Annotated in this window: 19 protein-coding genes; 13 read left to right on the top strand and 6 right to left on the bottom strand. The window is 41.7% G+C overall.

Features of this window, described 5'->3' with window-relative positions; genetic code table 11:
* A partial coding sequence (locus IQ31_RS27320; protein ID WP_167512258.1) for an RHS repeat-associated core domain-containing protein occupies nt 1–1,026 on the top strand: 1,026 nt, incomplete at its 5' end.
* A gap of 4 nt (nt 1,027–1,030) precedes the next feature.
* Nucleotides 1,031–1,327, top strand: coding sequence for a DUF1493 family protein (locus IQ31_RS09720; RefSeq protein WP_145327863.1), 297 nt, complete (start codon nt 1,031–1,033; stop codon nt 1,325–1,327).
* Between the two features lie 60 nt (nt 1,328–1,387).
* Here the strand turns inward: IQ31_RS09720 and IQ31_RS09715 are convergent, their stop codons facing one another.
* On the bottom strand, nt 1,388–1,648 hold the full coding sequence (locus IQ31_RS09715) for a helix-turn-helix domain-containing protein (RefSeq protein WP_158638843.1): 261 nt from the start codon (nt 1,646–1,648) through the stop codon (nt 1,388–1,390).
* Between the two features lie 12 nt (nt 1,649–1,660).
* Nucleotides 1,661–2,254 carry a helix-turn-helix domain-containing protein gene (locus IQ31_RS09710; protein ID WP_145327861.1) on the bottom strand — a complete coding sequence of 198 codons (594 nt, stop codon included), beginning with the start codon at nt 2,252–2,254 and terminating at the stop codon, nt 1,661–1,663.
* A 624-nt stretch (nt 2,255–2,878) separates the two neighbouring features.
* Between IQ31_RS09710 and IQ31_RS09705 the strand changes: the two genes are divergently transcribed.
* Genes IQ31_RS09705 through IQ31_RS09695 form a run of 3 tightly spaced genes read left to right on the top strand, consistent with a single transcriptional unit; the run spans nt 2,879 to nt 9,014 of the window.
* Complete coding sequence (locus IQ31_RS09705) at nt 2,879–6,106, top strand: SusC/RagA family TonB-linked outer membrane protein (protein ID WP_145327860.1); 3,228 nt, start codon at nt 2,879–2,881, stop codon at nt 6,104–6,106.
* 4 nt (nt 6,107–6,110) lie between these two features.
* Nucleotides 6,111–7,508: a RagB/SusD family nutrient uptake outer membrane protein gene (locus IQ31_RS09700; protein ID WP_208734184.1), complete on the top strand. Its 1,398-nt coding sequence runs from the start codon at nt 6,111–6,113 to the stop codon at nt 7,506–7,508.
* Between the two features lie 6 nt (nt 7,509–7,514).
* On the top strand, nt 7,515–9,014 hold the full coding sequence (locus IQ31_RS09695) for a TlpA family protein disulfide reductase (RefSeq protein ID WP_145327858.1): 1,500 nt from the start codon (nt 7,515–7,517) through the stop codon (nt 9,012–9,014).
* A 63-nt stretch (nt 9,015–9,077) separates the two neighbouring features.
* Here IQ31_RS09695 and IQ31_RS09690 read toward each other — a convergent pair whose 3' ends face one another.
* From IQ31_RS09690 to IQ31_RS09675, 4 genes are all read right to left on the bottom strand, one after another.
* Complete coding sequence (locus IQ31_RS09690) at nt 9,078–9,446, bottom strand: hypothetical protein (RefSeq protein ID WP_145327857.1); 369 nt, start codon at nt 9,444–9,446, stop codon at nt 9,078–9,080.
* A gap of 19 nt (nt 9,447–9,465) precedes the next feature.
* Entirely contained in the window at nt 9,466–9,966 is a 501-nt protein-coding gene (locus tag IQ31_RS09685; RefSeq protein WP_145327856.1) for a MauE/DoxX family redox-associated membrane protein, read from the bottom strand.
* A gap of 227 nt (nt 9,967–10,193) precedes the next feature.
* On the bottom strand, nt 10,194–10,817 hold the full coding sequence (locus IQ31_RS09680; protein WP_145327855.1) for a cyclic nucleotide-binding domain-containing protein: 624 nt from the start codon (nt 10,815–10,817) through the stop codon (nt 10,194–10,196).
* Nucleotides 10,817–11,434, bottom strand: coding sequence for a cyclic nucleotide-binding domain-containing protein (locus IQ31_RS09675; protein ID WP_145327854.1), 618 nt, complete (start codon nt 11,432–11,434; stop codon nt 10,817–10,819). The genes IQ31_RS09680 and IQ31_RS09675 overlap by 1 nt, the downstream gene beginning before the upstream one ends.
* Before the next feature lie 265 nt (nt 11,435–11,699).
* Here IQ31_RS09675 and IQ31_RS09670 point away from each other — a divergent pair, with 265 nt between their 5' ends.
* From IQ31_RS09670 to pnp, 8 genes are all read left to right on the top strand, one after another.
* Nucleotides 11,700–12,722 (top strand): hypothetical protein, encoded by a 1,023-nt coding sequence (locus IQ31_RS09670; protein ID WP_145327853.1) that lies wholly within the window; start codon nt 11,700–11,702, stop codon nt 12,720–12,722.
* A 132-nt stretch (nt 12,723–12,854) separates the two neighbouring features.
* Nucleotides 12,855–13,202: a hypothetical protein gene (locus IQ31_RS09665; RefSeq protein ID WP_145327852.1), complete on the top strand. Its 348-nt coding sequence runs from the start codon at nt 12,855–12,857 to the stop codon at nt 13,200–13,202.
* Between the two features lie 511 nt (nt 13,203–13,713).
* Complete coding sequence (locus IQ31_RS09660; protein ID WP_145327851.1) at nt 13,714–14,358, top strand: DUF6266 family protein; 645 nt, start codon at nt 13,714–13,716, stop codon at nt 14,356–14,358.
* A gap of 93 nt (nt 14,359–14,451) precedes the next feature.
* Nucleotides 14,452–15,012 (top strand): DUF6266 family protein, encoded by a 561-nt coding sequence (locus IQ31_RS09655; RefSeq protein WP_145327850.1) that lies wholly within the window; start codon nt 14,452–14,454, stop codon nt 15,010–15,012.
* A 41-nt stretch (nt 15,013–15,053) separates the two neighbouring features.
* Nucleotides 15,054–15,440: a hypothetical protein gene (locus tag IQ31_RS27315; RefSeq protein ID WP_158638840.1), complete on the top strand. Its 387-nt coding sequence runs from the start codon at nt 15,054–15,056 to the stop codon at nt 15,438–15,440.
* The gene (locus IQ31_RS09650) at nt 15,359–15,952 is read left to right on the top strand and encodes a CHAP domain-containing protein (protein WP_145327849.1); all 594 of its coding nucleotides are present in this window, start codon (nt 15,359–15,361) and stop codon (nt 15,950–15,952) included. The genes IQ31_RS27315 and IQ31_RS09650 overlap by 82 nt, the downstream gene beginning before the upstream one ends.
* An 11-nt stretch (nt 15,953–15,963) precedes the next feature.
* Complete coding sequence (locus IQ31_RS09645; protein ID WP_145327848.1) at nt 15,964–16,404, top strand: hypothetical protein; 441 nt, start codon at nt 15,964–15,966, stop codon at nt 16,402–16,404.
* Between the two features lie 300 nt (nt 16,405–16,704).
* Entirely contained in the window at nt 16,705–18,891 is a 2,187-nt protein-coding gene (pnp, locus tag IQ31_RS09640) for a polyribonucleotide nucleotidyltransferase (protein WP_075991035.1), read from the top strand.
* Nucleotides 18,892–18,914: the final 23 nt, after the last annotated feature.

Below are 18,914 nucleotides of genomic sequence, written 5' to 3'. Positions count from 1 at the left end.
TATATCGGTGGTATTGAATACAGCAAAGCTAGCGGAGCAAATCCTGTGATCGAGCGTATCGCTACAGAAGATGGTTTTCTGTTGAACAGTTCGGGAACTTACAGTTACTATTACAACCTGACAGATCACCTGGGCAATGTGCGGGTGGTACTGAAGAAGGATGGTACGCCAACTGTGCCGGTAGCTACGGTGATGCAGAAGCAGGATTACTATCCATTCGGTAAGACGAAATCTATTGCAACGAGTATCAATAATAAGTATCTTTATAATGGCAAGGAGATGCAGACTGACCTAAATGGTGGTACCCATACCTTGGGAGGTTCTTATGTACTGGAAGGACAGTTGGATTACGGGGCAAGATTCTACGATGCGGAGATAGGCAGATGGAATGTGGTGGATCCGATAACAGATATAGATTGGCAATTTTTTAAAAAGGATCTATTCGCTGGGGATTTAGATGATGATGAATTTGATGATGACCAAGGGTTTAATATATCTTATAATTCCAGCCAATACTCATATGTTATGAATAATCCTATTTCATATGTTGACTTGTACGGCTTTGATACTCTTAATACAAATAATATTAAAAATGTTGATTTGCCACCAGTTGATGTCTATAAAAATATGAGGAATGAAAATTTTTACGTTTTAGATCAGAGATCGGAAACACCTTCTCAAAGGATAAATCCATTAGGGCCAGCCTTAATTGGTCTTACAACTGAAATTCCTAAACCTTGGTTAGGACTACCTAAAGTTGGAGAGAGCGGGACAAATTTATTATCTTATACATTGGGCAAGACTGTGAAAAAACAACTAGCCAAAAGAGTCCTTACAGGATTTAGTAAATCTGGAAGACCTATATATTCAAGGGTGTTGGGAAGAATAATAGGAAGATGGGGTACTAAATTTTTGGGACCAGTAGGTTATGCAATAACGATTTATGATATTGTAACTCCTGTTCCTGTGAGTGATAGGTATGAAAAAGTATTGATGCCTAGAGATAATACGTCAACGCGAAGATAATATTATGAATAATAAATGGATTAAGTTTTTGGAACGACATTTGGGCAAACATGAAATAGATGGTTTGTCGGATGATATGGAGATTGAAGATGATTTGGGCATTTCTGGAGAGGATGGTTACGAATTTTTTGAAGACTTCTGCCAGACCTTTAATATTGACACTAAAGGTAATTCTGCAGCCGAATTTTTTCATCCAGAATCCTTTTTAAATTTTTTTAAATTTTGGCAAAAGGACGTTGGTGAGAAGAAAAAACTTACAATAGGAATGCTTAAGAAAATAATTGAGCAAGGATCCTTTTAATTATTGCTTTATAAACGAAGCCCAGCCTATCTACTGAAATGAGAGGCCGGGCTTTGTTGTTTATTGCGCATAAGCTTTTCTAGCCTTGTAGTCTCTTATATGTGCATCAAGCACAAGAAATACCTGTTTTTGGTCGTCCTCGGGCATAACGGATATCTCCATGATCCTGCCGAGCGTGGCCGAATCTAGCAGCGTATCGGTCTTTCCTGAGAGATAGTCCAGCGACACATCGAGCACATCTGCCAGTTTAGAGGCCACTTCCACAGAGGGGGTAACCTCGTCCCTTTCGTACCGGCCGATGATATCACCGGAAGTTCCCACTTTCTTGCCCAGCTAGTTGGTAATTAAAAGTCTTTTACCTTCTATTGTGGTAAAGTATTTTTGATCATTGGATTTCCGTTTTCCTTGTTTGGTCATTTGTATCCAATTTGCCTGAATACAAATCTCCAAGCATTCGTTGAAATGCTTTGTATAAGTTTTTAATAATAAAGCGTCTCTTAATACAGTTTTTTTTATCGGATGGTTGAAGCAAACAGTAAGCATTTGATGAATTCTAACTAAATGATGAGCGTCTAATTCTTTCTCAGAATATTTTTTCACTTGTATTCTTACTTGTAGTTCCTGTGCTTCTGAGAAACTTATTGAGACCTGTTCTTTCTGGGAATTATGACTTATAGAGAAGAATTTTAAAATCTGATTGTGGGATTTGCCTAATCCTCTCAAGAGAGTGTATAACCTCTTAACAGTTAAATTTTCTTGACCTCTTTCATATTTGCCTATAGTGCTCACATCAATGTCAAGGATGTTTGCAAAAGGTAAAACACTATTAAACCCCTGATTTTCCCTTTCTTGTTTTAGATATCGTCCTAAAGCTTCAAGGAATTTTTCAAATTCCTTTTCAAGACTTTTTTCGTATTCGCTTTCCATATGTAAATAAAAGATTTGCAAATACTTTATTTAAGGAGTTATATTTCCTTTTTTGTTTTTATTATTCTGTTATTTTTAATATATTTGTTGTGATAATCATATCTTGTATATAAGATACAGTATAAGTGTAATTAACGAGTCTCGTTTCTCAAGTCTCACAATAAAATCAAACACGAGAGCGGTAGATTACACCCATGTGCCTTTATTTTGCTATATTCGCAATAAATAAAGGCGTGGGTGCTATCGTTTGATGCGGAGTTTGAAGGAGTGAGACCCAGAGAATAAAGCTAGATAGTGGCCCACGCTTTTATCATTAATTAGAGACTCACTTTTATAGTTTTTAAATCAGTGAGTAATGAATCAAAAAAAACAAAACTTCAAAAATCTGAAAGCTCCCGCCGAGTAGCTCTGCTGGACTAGCCAATTTAACTTGGCCCATTAGCCATGGACAACGTGACGTCAATTATATAACCTTGTGAAATACCATCCAAACGTTAGTCTGGCTCTCCAATTTATCAATTTATTATTTACGTGACCTGAGCTAGGCTTGGGGAAGGTAACATCCGATTATGTTCGGATAGGGAAGTTATTGTGCTGAGGTCACCCCCATTAAACACCTAAAAAATGACTGTTTTTTTTAGGGCGGGAGAGCTCTTGCCCAATTTTAAGACACCGTATTATAGTATCCTACTATCTATTCTATGTTTTTCTATGTTTAGTTTATCAGCCCAGACGCCCCGCAAGGACAGCGGGGCTAACGGGCCAATGGACTTGGTTCTACAGGGGACCGTCATATCCGATGCTGATGGCAAACCACTGCAAGGGGTATCGGTACACATCGAAGCGGAAAATAGTCGTGTTTCGTCCAAAAAGGATGGCTCCTTTAGCCTGCCCGTACAGCACCGAAAGGGTAAAGTGAAATTTACCTATCTAGGGTATAAGGCTCTGGAAACCGAATATGTCGACGGGGTATTATTGACCATTAAAATGATGCCACTGGCAAATCAGCTGGAAGAGGTGGAAGTGGTCTCTACAGGCTACCAAAAGATTCCCAAAGAACGGGCGACTGGGAGTTTTGTGCAGCTCGATAACGCAATACTCAATCGGACCGTTAGCACCAATATACTTGATCGATTGGATGGGATCACAAATGGTCTCGTATTCAACAAAAATCCGGAAAGTAGTTCGCCCATAACAATACGGGGCAATAGTACCATCTATGGTAATCAGGTCCCTTTGATCGTCCTGGACAATTTTCCGTATGAAGGTTCCTTGGAAAGTATCAATCCGAATGATATTGAGGCGATCACCGTATTAAAGGATGCCGCCGCAGCTTCAATATGGGGAGTGCGTGCGGGCAATGGAGTGATTGTTATCAATACTAAAAAAGGAACCAGTCAAAAAACGCAGGTAAATCTCGTTTCCAATCTGACTCTATCACAAAAACCGGATCTCTTTTATAGGCCACAGCTATCGTCTTCTGATTATATTGCACTGGAAACTTCTTTATTTGATAAGGGGTATTTCTGGAATGTCACAGATGGTTACTCGCCTATATCGCCTATAGTCGCCATGTTGCAACAGCGAAAAGAGGGGCTGATCTCGGCAGCAGATTCGGCTTCATTGGTCGACCGGCTGAGCGGTTATGACGGCCGGCAGGATATTGCAGATCACGTATATCGATCGGCAGTAAATCAGCAGTATGCGGTTTCCGTACGTGGAGGGGGAACTGCATATCGTTATTATCTTTCGGGTGGATATGACGGGAATAGGGGGAGCATAGTCAACCAATTGGACCAGCGCTATTCATTGACGGCCAAAAATTCATTTGACCTGTGGAAAGACCGTCTGGTTATTTCTTCGGATATTTTCTTTACAGAGAGTAACAACAGGGCTATTAATTCGCCTTATCTCACGCCACGATACCCTTACGAGCGTATGTATGATGAGAGCGGCAGTCCATTGGCTACAGTGAAAGACTTGCGTGCCAGTTTTGTGGATGGAATCGATAGGGACAAGCTGTTGGATTGGTCATACTATCCGGCCAATGAATTGGACGCCGACCGTGTGATCAGCGGAATTGACTATCGGTTAAACCATCGGCTTGAGGTAAAAATTATGACAGGCTTAAAATTCTCTGCGGATTACCTGTTTCAAAAAGGAACACAAAATAATACACGGCACTATCTATCAGAATCGTATTATACACGTCATCTGATCAATTCATTTACCCAGATCGATAAAAGTACAGGACAGGTAATCCGCCCCATTCCCTTGGGTGATATCTTAGATGAAGACAACAGTGCCTTTACCAATAAAGCGGGGCGGGTGCAGTTAAATTTTGATAGAAAGTTTGGTCAACATGATATCCACGCGCTGGCAGGTTATGAAATCAGGGACTATAACACGGTATCATCGAGCGATAGACGATATGGATATGATCCTGAAACCGGTATATCGGGCAACAATGCCATGGATTTTGCTACAGAATTTCCCCAGTCTTATGGTTACGGAAGCAGCCGTATTGCAGCGCGCGTAAGTAATCGGGGAGCCGTCGACCACAACCGTTCTGTTTATTTTAATGGTTCTTACGGCTATGACAGCCGTTATACGCTTTCGGTAAGTGCCAGACGGGATGAGTCCAATCTGTTTGGGGTCAAAACAAACCAGAAAGGAGTACCGCTCTGGTCTATTGGTGGCCTATGGCGGCTCTCGAATGAAAACTTTTATCATTTTGACCCAATTCCCATACTCCGTCTAAGGGCTTCCTATGGTTACAATGGTAATCTGGACAAATCCGTATCGGCTTACCTCACGACATTGGCGGGAACGGGTATCAACAGCTTTGGTAACCGATATTTGAAAATCTCAAATCCACCTAATCCTTCCTTGCGCTGGGAAAAAGTGGGGATCTGGAATATGGCACTTGATTTTGAGACTGCAGCAAAACGTTTGACAGGTTCTGTGGAATACTATCGCAAAGGAAGTACGGATCTGATCGCCAACAGCCCATTGGCTCCGCAGACCGGTGTGCTCTCCATCAAGGGGAATGCAGCTGATATGCTGACTAGGGGCTGGGACATAACAGTCAATAGCCGTAATCTGATCGGAGAATTAAAATGGGAAACCACGACGTTGCTTAGCTGGGTGAAAGATCGGATCACAAATTATAAGGCAAAGCAAAGTAACAACTTCGATATTGTGACCGGTAATTACATCAATCCATTGGAAGGCTATCCGCTCTATGCGCTATTCAGTTTTCCATACCTCGGACTGGATGGAGCTGGAAACCCGGTTGGCCAACTGGATGGAGCGGAAAGCCAAAATTATAGCGCGATGATGAGTAGTTCAAATACGGACAACCTGACCTATTCAGGTGTAGCTACACCGACATTTTTCGGAAGCCTGATGAATACTTTTCATTATAAAGACTTTGACTTTAGCTTCAATATCGTTTTTAAAGCTGGTCATAAGTATAGACGAGAGTCGCTAAATTATTCGGAGTTATTGACCAATTATAGGCAACCTGATTATGGTAAACGTTGGCAGCAGCCCGGTGACGAGCTGTGGACGAATGTACCTGCTATGACGTACCCCTTCGACAGCAATCGGGAGAGTCTTTACAGGTATGGAGCAGCATTGATCGAAGATGCCAGTGCGGTCCGACTGAAAGACATACGTTTGACTTACCGGAGATCTATCAACAGGATTGGAATCCGTGAACTCCAGCTTTTTGTCTATGCCAACAATATCGGATTGCTCTGGAAAGCCAATAAGCAGGGCCAGGATCCCGACTCCCCGCTAATGCCCGTACCCCGAAGCTATAGTTTTGGACTAAATGCAAGTTTTTAAGACAATGACTATAAATTTAAAGATGAATCACATGAAATATTACCTGTTGTTTTTCATAGTAATATGTGTTGTTGGTTGTAAGGATAGTTTCCTTGAAGTAAAGCCCTCAACAGATATTGTATCGCCCAAAACATTGGACGATTTTCAGCAGATGCTGGATTATTCGGCTATCAACTTTACCTCGGGCTTACCATTATTGTCGGCCGATGAATATGAGATACCAAACGAAAAGGATTGGCAAGGACTCACGGTGACAGAACGAAATGCTTATAGCTGGGCTTCGGATTTATTTGAAGGCCAGGAAGGGGTAGAAGACTGGTCGTATCCCTATCAGTCTATCTTCTATGCAAACAATGTGATCAATGGCTTAGCAGCATTAGCTAAAAACGCAGGAAATCAGAAGGAATATGACGATATTCTTGGACAGGCATACTTTGTCCGCGCTTTTGCTTTTTTTGATCTTGTGAAAAATTTTGCGGTACCCTATGCCAAGAAAACTGCCGATACTGATTTAGGTGTTCCATTGAAATTGAACCCTAATAGCGATGAAATTGTCGCACGTGCATCACTGCAAGATACCTATGATCAGATAGCAGCAGATCTAGGGCTGGCAATTGGTTTATTGAAGCCTGGTCTTACAGCCAATCGTAATCGGGCAAATAAGCCCGCTGCGTATGCACTTGGGGCACGGATCGCATTAAGCATGGGCGACTACGATTTAGCGGGACGGTTTTCCGACAGCTGCCTGATATTATACGATAGACTGATCGACTACAATACCGTGGGCACTAGTTCGAGTACGCCCTTTGCCCGCGACAATGACGAAGTATTACTGAGTTCGACAATTGGCAAAAACTACGCGGTCAGCTTATATGCGGGCATTAAGAATACGACGATCGCACAAGAGCTTTTGGATCTCTACACTGACAATGACTTGCGAAAAGTCCTATTTTTTCAAAAGGACGACAAAACAGGACTGACAAAGATGAAAAGAGGATATGCTGGGCCCAATCGCTCCGCTTTTTCTGGTCTTGCTGTGGATGAGGTTTACCTGATTAAGGCTGAATGTGCCGCACGAAAGGAAGATTTTGCTGACTGTGCATATTTCTTAGACAAATTAGGACTGAAAAGATATAAGACGGGTACTTACCGGCCGATACAATTGACTTCTAAAGATGCAGCACTCCAAGCCGTTTTCTCTGAAAGACGAAGGGAACTGATATGGCGCGCAGGTCTTCGCTGGGATGACATCCGACGACTAAATAGGGACGGGGCTTCTATTGTGTTAAAAAGAAATATAGGTACTGACCGATACCAATTGGAACCGAATTCGCCACGATATACTTTTCCAATTCCGGCAGGGGAGGTGACCTTGTCCAATATCAAACAAAATAATAGATAATAAACGATGAAATACACTATTAAAATATGCGCATTGCTTTTTGGGGCGATGCTTCAATTTTTTACATTGTCAGCGGTTGCGGTACCGCTAAAGGATTCGGTACATATCAAAGGACGCCTTCTGCAGGAATTTCCCGCTGGTTCGATTGTTAAATTTCAGGTTGTCCAGAACTATGCGAGTCCATTATGGACTGGTTTTTCTAAAAACTATGAAGCGTTAATCGATAGTACGGGATCATTTGAAATTAGCTTTTTACCGAAGGATGATATTTTTTATTGCAAATATCTGATCCAGAATAGTAAAAAAAATCCAGTACAATTTTCGAATGTGCAAGGTGCCAATCCTGTATTTCTGATGCAGTCGGGGGATGATTTTTCGATGGAGATCGGTATGGAGAATATTTCATTTAAAGGAAAAGGCGCCGCCAAAATGAACTGTCAATATTTGCTGAATATTAATCCCATCTATCCTAGATATGTTTCAAAAGCAATTATGGATCTCACGGGTACAAAACAGTATGAGAAAGAGCTGGATTATTGGCAGGAGGCCGTTGAGGATAACCTGCGTATTAATCTGGGGATAATCGAAGCCTATAGCTCACAACTGACTGATTCAGTGAAAAGAATACTTCGATACGATTACACAGGTAGGGCCTACAAGGCAATTTATGGAAGGTTCCAAAAGGCAAGTAGTTTTGGTTACGATTTTGATTTCTATAAACGTAAGCTACAGGCGGTAAAGCTGAGAATTCCTGATACAAATGATGATTTAGCAGCTTTTTCTTGGGGATACATGGATTACCTGTACGAAAAAGAAAAAACAAAAGCGATGTTTGCCTATGGTGAAGGGGCGGTTAAGTACGATTATTCTTATGCGGTGTTATTTGATCAGATAATGAAAAGAAGTGCAGGAATGATTCGGGATAATCTACTTGTAACAAGCTTTTTGAATTCTCTAAATCGGCAGAAGGATTCACCGCTTTTTGAGCGGGAAATAAAAAAGGCAATAGACCACAAAAAAGTTAAAATTGTATTTGATGATTGGCTAAGGCGGAATGGGAACCGTAGTCCCGCGTTCGCATTTGCCCTTCCCGATACATTGGATGTGATGCATAAACTAGCCGACTATAAGGGAAAGGTTCTTATCGTGGATTTCTGGTTCAATGGCTGTTTTGGCTGTGCAGGTCTCAATAAATCGATCAGTCCTGTGATCCAAAAATATAAAGACAATCCAAAAGTTCAGTTTTTGAGCATTAGCGTCGGGGCTTCGCGAAAGGGTTGGATTGACGGTATTCGTACGGGAATGTATACCCACCCCGAGCAGGTAATGCTCTCCACGCATGGGAGGAGTACCTTTGATACAGAGATCGTCAAATTTTATAATTACAACAGCTTCCCGAGGTTGTTACTTATTGATAAACAAGGTAAAAATGTCATGTCCAATGCGCCGAATCCGCGTTTGGATGGAGGAGCTGGTTTGATTGCGAAAATCGAAGAGTTGCTTTAAAAAAGGAATGGGCACCATATAGTTCGCCCATCCCTTTTTTCTCCTTAAATCATCATACTCGCTTTATTGATAAAAGGCAGGTGACGAATCAGGATGCGATTGCACCCCATTCGCCGGAGTAGCCTGCGAATACTCTAGCGTAGCTGGTAAAGATGGATTTTCGGATTGAATCACACAGTCATGTGTATCCGTGTCTTTACACTCGCTTTTCGGATCTGGCGGAGTTGCAATTTCTTGGTACTTGCCAGTTGTCTGGTCATTGACCCAGTAACGCATCGTTGCCTTTCCTGTTGTTGTTGCATGAAGCATTGCCGCTTGATCGGCTGCTTTTTTTGCTGCATTTTGCGCTTGCGCATATTGAGCCATTCCAGCTCCAGCTGCAAGTGTTGCTACTCCAAGTAGCACTTTCCCATAATTTCTAATTGTTCCCATGGGGTTAAATTTTAAATGTTTATAATTTTGTTCTTTTGAGGGCATAGATTCCCGCAATCAGCCAGATGATATTAAAGACGATATGCGTTTTCCAGCCCATCGATTCGATGACACCACCACAATGACAAAGCTTTTTCTCCACAAACTGAACCATCAGACTGAGGTATATGGTAAATATAGCCATCAATGAGGTGGAAGTCCACAGAGCAAAGCGCTTGATTTGATAAACAGGTACTATCAGCAGAATAGCCAGTACAATCTCCAAGGAGGGGATGCCATAACCGATCAATTTCGCATAGGGCCCCAGATGGGGGATCTTGCCATTGCCCCTGATAAAGGCGGTCATGTTATTGAACTTGGCCCAGCCGGTGTACATATACAGAAAGGCATAGCTATAAATGATCAGATCTGGTAGGCGACGATAGATCCAGCGTGCACCCGAGCGGATTGAACTACCGCGTTTTGTGGAGCTTGCAGGTCGACCCTGTTGATACACTGTGCTATTGATCCGCTTTTCCATAAGCTTGTTTTTTGTTTGTGATGTTGCTTCTTTTTGTTTGCTGCGGAGCCCACCTGCCGAGGGCCGATGGGATTTCCTGTTTTGATCTTGCTGCTTACCGACATTGCGGGAAGAGAGTCAATCGATACCTGTTCCAATTTTTGATACGTTCCATTTTTTCTTCTTTCGTTTAATTCAAAGGTAGGATGGTATTTTTGGCCAAAGTCTGTCACAGCTTGATAGTAAATTCAGTTTTTTGTTCTCCTTTTTAGGTATAATCTCTTGGCCCGGTGGACCGAACTCTCCGAAATAAGCAAAAGATCAGACTGCTCCCTGATATTCAGGACGCTATACAGCTGGGGTAGATAGTCCGCAAAATAAAAATAACGTTCTGTCACATTGGGGATCGAGCCCATCACACGAAGATGATCCAGCTGGTGTTTCTGCTTGTTGATCAGGAGATTGACCAAAGTGTCGATGGCTGTCTCATTTTGTCGGTAGGGTATTATCGCTTTATAAGGGATCTTAAGCAAAAGGCCCGATCTTAAACAGCTGATATCGCCCAATGCCGGGCTTTTGCTATAAAAATGGATGGTTGTGAAAATTCCCATATGTGGCAAGGCGACGTTCATGATATTATACCGATTTCGATGAGGACAATAACGCTGTTTGACAAGCAGACCTGCCAGAACAATATAAATGGCCGATTGCCGATCTTCGGCAGCGACCAAGGTTTCGCCTTTTACCATAGGTCGAACCTGCCCATTTTTTAAGAGCCAGTTTATATGAAAATCCCCAAGTTCAGGATGGAACTTCTTCCAATAACCTTGAAATTTCAACAGCATTTCTTTCGCAGAATAGTAAGTGCCCATCAATCAAATCTTTGGTATAAAAATGCTATTTCACGTAATTTCTGTACAGCCTTGCTATTAATACCAGCATATAGACTGATTTCGTTGTCGCTAAGAAAGTCGACGTAGGGACCATATTCCTCCAAAAAAAGATGAATTCGATCTTCCGAATTGGAGTGGGTCTTTAAAAATTCGGAAAGATAGTGTTTTGAACGGTAGCACAGTTCATGCTCTTCGAGCCACAACTTCAACTTCTGTGGATGATTGAGAATATAATGCAAATAGGACGGTTCTAACGACAGCAGCCAGCTTGGCATCAGGGCCCTGGTTCTAAAATGGTATGCCGACTGATTGTAAAGCCATATCGTATCGGGCATCAGGAGTTGAACAAGAGAACAGGGCTCTCGCTTGCGTGACGAACGGTCGTATTCTTTAAGAAGCCCATGAATCAATATAAACAACTGTGGCGCGGGCTGTTCTATACGCTGTCCGGGAGAGAGGTAATGTATCTGGAGTGCATTAGCAAGTTTCTCCTCATCGTGGAGCCTAGTAATCCCTGTATCTTTTAGGAGATAAATAAAATGGGATAACAAATGTTGTTTAATAACGGACAGATCATTCATATTAGGATTATACATTGGCTCAGTTATGTAAGTATAAAGTACTCATTACTAAATTACAGAATGACCTGTTTCGTTAAAAGGTATTTGTTTTTCCTGTGATTAATTGATTTGGTATGAAAAATACCAGCGAGCGATGATTATGGCTATCCTTGGAGGAATGTTTACCAAATAGCCGAATACCATATTAAAAATATGATTTCTTTAGGGTTTAACTTTGTTCTTTTGGTTTATAAACTTATTTTAGTGTTATACTAACCTGAAGTGTTTTAAATCATGAATTATGCAACTGGACGTTAATATTCAACGAATACTGTTTAATCTTATCGAAGAAAGAACCGAAAATCCTAATGAGCTGAGCAAGGAATTGGAGCAGCTGCTCTGCATTGAAAACAGGTCCTTAAGGAATCGGCAACGTGGGGACACCTACCTTACGCTGCCGGAGTTTTATCGTCTTGCACGGCATTATAAAATCTCATTGGACGATATCGCAATACGGTTGGAAAACCATTCAAGTGACCATACAGGTCTGGAGGTAAAACTAACTGATGTGTCTTATCTGCCCCTGTTGAGCGGAGAGTTTATGGAACTCAAGCATTACATCGAAAATTTGAGGTATGAATTTGAAAAACTCCAAAATCAAGGTGATCATGCATGGTTGAAAATGACCTGTGCGGAAGTGCCGCTAGTACATCTGATGGCATTTGAGGAACTCGCCTATTTTAAAATCTACACCTATTATTATCATATTGTGAAACTAGATATCACATTTGAGGAATTTTTGAAGAAAATACAACCTCTAAATCTGAGCGAACATTTTAAAGCGATTTCTGAGGCCTATGGTAGTATCTCCAGCGAAGAAATTTGGGATGGATTTACCTTTGAAAAACTATTACGATTACTAGCTGAAAGTGTTTTCTTTGGCAAGTTTGAAAAACAGAAAACCTTGGATCTTTTGCTCGGCCAGATCGACAGCCTTGTCGATTATATTAAAACAATGGTCTCCAAAGGTGAAAAAATGCATGGGGGGACTGTAGAATTGTATTATTTCGAGTCTGTGATGCGGGAAAGCTTTGTGCTTACTGGTTCAGATGACATTCCAGCTGAAGCCATGCTGAAAATATTTATGATTCAATCGGTCGGTATCAAAGATCCTGATTTCTCAACTTATCTTGATCTTACTTTTCAGGCCTTACGAGGAAGGTCTAATCCGGCCAATAAATGCTCAGAACTGGTAAAAACCAAGTTGATGAAAAAGCTGTCCAAGCAGGTTGAGGACTACAGAGCGAAGGTCATGAAGATGTAAAGGAACAACCGCAGCGGTATATAGGCTGGTCGGATTGGAAAAGCTGATAAAACCATGTAACTAAATTATAAATCCGAGCAATTTTTGACTAGATCGATAAGATATGGGAGGCGATTGCTCCAAAATTCCAAAATGATGAGTGAAAAATTACCTTGTGTTAATTGCTTTGCTTTGTCGGCGAAACCCGAGAAATGCCAGACGCCCTGTCTGCTGAATGCCTGCCGGCTGATTGTTGATCAGATTGTTCAGTCCGTGGAACAGGTGACCGCATTGATCCAGCGTAAATTGCCCGATCCTCCAATACAGCTTGTACATAGCAAAGAAGTCTGCAGCTATGTCGGCATCGTTGCAAAAACACTCTACCGCTGCGAGAAACAAGGGATGATCCTTGCTTATAAAAAGGATCATACGGGCAAGTATTTTTTACACGCTGATATGGTGCTATTTAAGAAAAAATACCATAATCTATCCGATTTTTAACCTTTCATTTTCTTTCTTCTTTCGTTTTTATATTTTTCTTTTATTTCATTTTATGGCAAGGGTCCTGCTTGCTGTATTTGTCCATCTCTTTTTACCATCCTTCCTCGTTCCTTGTTCAGCTTTCGTTCGGACCATTTTCGGTATAGACATACTCTTTCCCTACTCATAGCCTACGTTTTTCCTACCGATTAGAAGGCGGAGAGTAGGGGAAGTGTGGGCGGACTGTAGGCAAAAGCCGAAAGAGAGGCGAACCAGTTACAGATCAAAATCGAAGGCGACAACAGTAAGTCTTGGCTTTTTCTGATTACAGAGGATTATCTTCTATGGACAGCAAATGGACATTTATCTGAGCTGTTCAGACAGATCCACATAGGGGGGCGGACAGTGATCGGACTAGTCTTTTTCAGCCCTTGAAAATGCGTTTTTTCTGTTTTATGTTTGTTGATGTAAAGCGAGGTATACCGGTATCAGTCAAGTTTTTACATGTTTTTTAACTTTTAAAATTTACAACATGGGTACAATTAGAAAAGGCGTCAATGGTGGATTCAGCGGTAAAGCTGGATCGGTAATAGGCGCACATTGGAAGAGCATCGATTATATCAGGGGGCTTTCCAAAAAGAGCAACAAACCGGCTAGTGAAGCACAGCTGATCCAACAAGCACGCTTCTACACGATTGCCAAATTTATTATGCCGATAGCACCATTTGTAGAGGTCGGTTTTTCGCAGGTCAATAGTGAACGGATGACGGGGGTAAATGCGGCAATACAGGCAAATATGAAAGCTGCTATTGCTGGTGCTTATCCAAATTTTGCATTGGATTACGCTAAGATAAAAATTTCTTCAGGAAGTCTGCAGCCCGGCGGTAACGTCTATGCATCGGTTAATTCCGGGATACTCACAATGGGCTGGTCGGACCAGGCAATACAGATGCAGAAAGGGAGCTTGGACGATGTCGTGCATATTCTGCTGTATCTGCCTTCGCTGGATGAGTTTTTGACCGCTCCGAAACCTCCTGTGCGTGGGGACGCTACGATCGATATTGAGCTGCCCGATTACTTTTTGGGTGAAAAGGGGCATCTCTGGCTGTTTTTTACAGATCGAAAAAACGAGAGGATCAGTCGTACAACCTATTTGGGGGAGTATGATCTTATCTAGTGATTAAATGATGTGGCCGGTGTGGGGGACCGGCCATATTATGCGGATTATGTAATGGATTTTTTTAAGGAATGAAAATTAAAACAGTGTAAAATGAAATTATTATCAAAACAAAAGGAAAGAAAAATGCTTGTTGTCAATGGAACGGAAACCGTTCGTATGAAGTTTGCCCGCGCGCGGAAATTTATCAATCCTGTAAACGATATCATACAGATGGGTTATACTGCACGAAAGCGTAATGTGAGAAAGACTTCAATTGGTCGGGCGATGTCTGCGCTATTGCGGAATGCCATGAAAGGTATATACCCCGATATTGAGGTAGATCCCGCAAAAGCACAGTTGAGTGCGGGTGTTAAACTGCCGTTGGGGGTAGATTCCGTCGACCGCCAACAAAAGCAAATTACCATTGTCTGGAACAGTGCTACAAATGTTTTACATCAAGATAGGACGGATGATGGTATCATTCTCTGTGCCTATGCGGTCGAAGAGGAACTCGCTGCCATCAATGATGAAGTAGCGTTACGGCAAGATGGTACATTGACCATGCAGTTACCCGATGGCATGGAAAAGCTGCCGATCCATCTTTATCTCATCGTACATGACCGAGAAAAAGCGAATTTCTCAAATAGTCAATACTTGGGGCTGTTTATATAGTCCATGATCTAAAAGTTTACTTATAAATCAAATTTTAACAAATGAAATTAGTACAAATACAAAAGCGCTGGTTTATCGAGGATATAACCTGGGCATTCACAAAAAAGCAGGAGATGGGTATCCTATCGGCCTGCCTCCTGATCTGTTTCATAGGCACTGGCCTTTTATTGCAGGCCATAGATGCCACTGCCGGTATCTTGGACGTCGGCATCCTTTCCGTATTGTTCTTTGCAGTCTTAGCAGCATTTCTGCTCATCTATTGCTGTTTCTGGCTGCAGGAGTTTTTATGGAAACCTTTTAAATATTTTCGAGAGGACTTTAATTATTACTTTAATCAATTGACATCATGGCAACAGTGCATTATCTATTTTTTGGTATTTTTTCTATGGCTCTCCTTTTTGCTGGCCGTTTTAGCGATTATACTTTAATCAGGCGGGAATTCACAAAAGATCGCTATGAATTGGCCTCTGGACATGGCAAGCCTGAAAAGTTTACTGCGCAGCAGAAAGTTCGGTCGGCTATTGTTGACATTGCAGTCGCTGAGATCGGCGTCAGTGAAATGACAGGCAATAATGATGGCAGGCGTGTGGAAGAATACTTGGCCTATACAGGGTTAGGTAAAGGCTACGCCTGGTGTGCGGCCTTTGTATCTTGGAGTTTTAGTCGGGCGGGATTATCATTTCCGCGCAATGCCTGGAGCCCCGCTCTATTTCCAATGGCCCGACGCTATACCAAGCTGCAGATACGAAGAGGAGAAGTGCGGCCAGCAGATTTATTTGCCCTATATAACCAAAAGCTCGGACGAATCGATCACGTAGGAATCGTGCGAAACAGTGACGATAAATACATTCTGACGGTCGAAGGGAATGTCGAAAATAGGGTGCTTTCCAAACGGCGGGCATTGGTGACCATTTATGCGTTTGCTAACTGGTTGGACTGAAAGGAGGGAAGATGTTAAAACTATTGAATTATCTATCGAGTTTATTGGCAGGCATATGTATACTAGGCTCCTGCACTATTTTTAAGCATCGGACGGAAGAAAATCAGTATACATCGGCTAAACATCATAAGGAGAAGGAGGTAGATTTTAGTTACCGTAAAAATGATAGTCTTTCGCGGCTCTGGTATTTCTGGACAGACAGTGCTTTACGCTTTCATCCGGATAGTGGTTTCATGACCAGGTCGGGCGGACTGATCGTCAGGGAATCAATGACAAGTACAGTAGGGGAAAATAGGTCGGCTCATACGGTCCGTAAAGATGATATAGTGTCTGGTTCAGAAAGAAAAACAAAGATGACACGGCTCGCACCGTTAGGATGGGTATTAGCAATTGGTTTCGTTCTGGTCTTGGTAATACTTTTTATATGCCGTAGGAAAATAAGAACTTTTTGAGGCTTCATTCAGACACTGCTCACCGCTACGTTGGGCACGTTGGGCAGCTTCGCAACGAGAAGATGGTCCAAAAGAAGATAATAGCTATAAAAGCACCTTCGGGTGCTTTTTAAGTAAATTTTCAAAAAATGATGGCGCTTGCATAACAACCATTGAGCCTTAGCGCCGGCTTTGCGCATTTAGCCTGCTGTTAATTGCACTAATCTTAATATTTTAATTTACCTTTGTGCTGAAATCTAATGTATTTAAAATATTGGCATGCTGCCAACAAGATGAAAAGCATGTCGCAAACAAGATTAAATGAATTACAACGAAATTAAAACGACCATCGATATGGGTAATGGCACCCAGATCGAATTGTCTACAGGAAAATTGGCAAAACAGGCTGATGGGGCTGTAGTATTAAAACAAGGTGATACGATGTTGCTTGCAACAGTTGTTTCAGCTAAAGAAGCGAAATCTGGCGTTGATTTTTTACCCCTTTCTGTAGATTATCAAGAAAAATATGCGGCAACTGGCCGTATTCCAGGTGGTTTCTTACGTCGTGAGGCTAGATTGTCAGATTATGAGGTATTGATCTCACGTTTGGTAGATCGTGCATTACGTCCTTTGTTCCCTGAAAATTATCACGCAGATACACAAGTTGCAATCAGCTTGATTTCGGCAGATAAAGATATTATGCCTGATGCTTTAGCGGGCTTGGCTGCTTCTGCAGCTATTGCTGTTTCTGATATTCCTTTCAATGGACCAATTTCTGAAGTTCGTGTTGCGAAAATTGACGGTCAGTTGGTCATCAACCCAAAATTGTCTGAGCTTGAAAATGCAACTTTAGAGTTTATTGTTGCTGGTTCTGCACAGGATATCGGTATGGTTGAAGGTGAAGCGAAAGAGATTTCTGAAGCTGAAATGGTAGAAGCAATTGCTTTTGCTCATGAAGCTATCAAAAAACAAGTTGCTGCTCAAGTAGAGCTGGCTAACTTAGTTGGTAAAACTGTGAAGCGTGAGTATAACCATGAGCCTGAAAACCTTGAATTGAGAGATGCTATTTTTGCAGCTACTTACGATAAGGTTTATGCTATTGCAAAATCTGCTTCTGCGAAACATGACCGTTCTGAGAACTTCGCAAAAATCGCGGAAGAGTACAGAGCAACAATGCCAGAGGAATTGGATGATGATACCGCATTCTTATTTAAAAAATATTTCCACGATGTTCAGTATGATGCTGTCCGTAACCTGGTTTTGGATGAAGGTATGCGTTTAGATGGCCGTGATGTACGTACTGTACGTCCGATCTGGTCTGAAGTGGATTACTTGCCTGCTGCACACGGTTCGGCTGTATTTACACGTGGTGAAACACAATCATTGACATCGGTTACTTTAGGTGCTAAAGACGATGAGCAAATGATCGATGGTGCTTTTATCAACGGTTATAACAAATTTATTCTTCACTACAACTTCCCTGCATTCTCTACAGGTGAGGTAAGACCTAATAGAGGTCCTGGCCGTCGTGAAGTTGGTCACGGTAACTTGGCTATGCGTTCATTGAAACAGGTACTTCCTGCAGACAGTGAAAATCCATATACGATCCGTGTTGTTTCTGATATCCTGGAATCAAATGGATCTTCTTCAATGGCTACGGTATGTGCTGGTACATTAGCACTTTTGGATGCCGGTGTGAAATTGAAAGCGCCAGTTTCAGGTATTGCCATGGGATTGATTTCTGACGAGAAAACAGGTAAATATGCGATCTTATCGGATATCTTAGGTGATGAAGATCATTTAGGTGATATGGACTTTAAAGTAACTGGTACAGAAAAAGGTATCGTTGCTTGTCAAATGGACTTAAAAATCAATGGTTTGAAATGGGAAGTGTTGACGCAAGCTTTGGATCAAGCAAAAGAAGCGCGTTTACACATCTTAGGTGAAATGAAGAAAACAATTTCTGCTCCACGTGAAGATTACAAACCACATGCACCTCGTATCGTTCAATTGTTGATCGATAAAGAATTTATTGGCGCTGTAATCGGACCAGGTGGTAAAATTATCCAAGAGATGCAACGTGAGACCGGTGCTACAATTTCGATCGAAGAAGTTGATAACAAGGGTGTTGTTCAAGTATTCGCAGATAATAAAGCGGCTATTGATGATGCAGTAGGTCGTATTAAAGCAATCGCTTCTAAACCAGAGATTGGTGAAACTTACGAAGGTAAAGTGAAATCAATTATGCCATTCGGTGCTTTCGTTGAAATCATGCCTGGTAAAGATGGTTTATTGCACATCTCTGAAATCGACTGGAAACGTCTTGAAACAATGGACGGTATCTTCAAAGAAGGTGATAAAGTAACGGTTAAATTGTTGGATATCGACAAACAAGGTAAAATGAAGCTTTCGCGTAAAGCGTTATTGCCTCGTCCTCCGAAAGAAGACAAACCAAAGCAGGATAAACCTGCCGGTGAAGCTCCTGTAGCTGGTGCTGGACAAGAATAGGTTTATTCCTTTCAAATGATATG

Origin of the sequence: Sphingobacterium siyangense (assembly GCF_007830445.1) — a bacterium.
In the GTDB taxonomy this organism is placed as follows: Bacteria; Bacteroidota; Bacteroidia; order Sphingobacteriales; family Sphingobacteriaceae; genus Sphingobacterium; species Sphingobacterium siyangense.
Note: the sequence above shows the minus strand (reverse complement) of the source record. Positions and strands in the feature narration are given on the sequence as shown.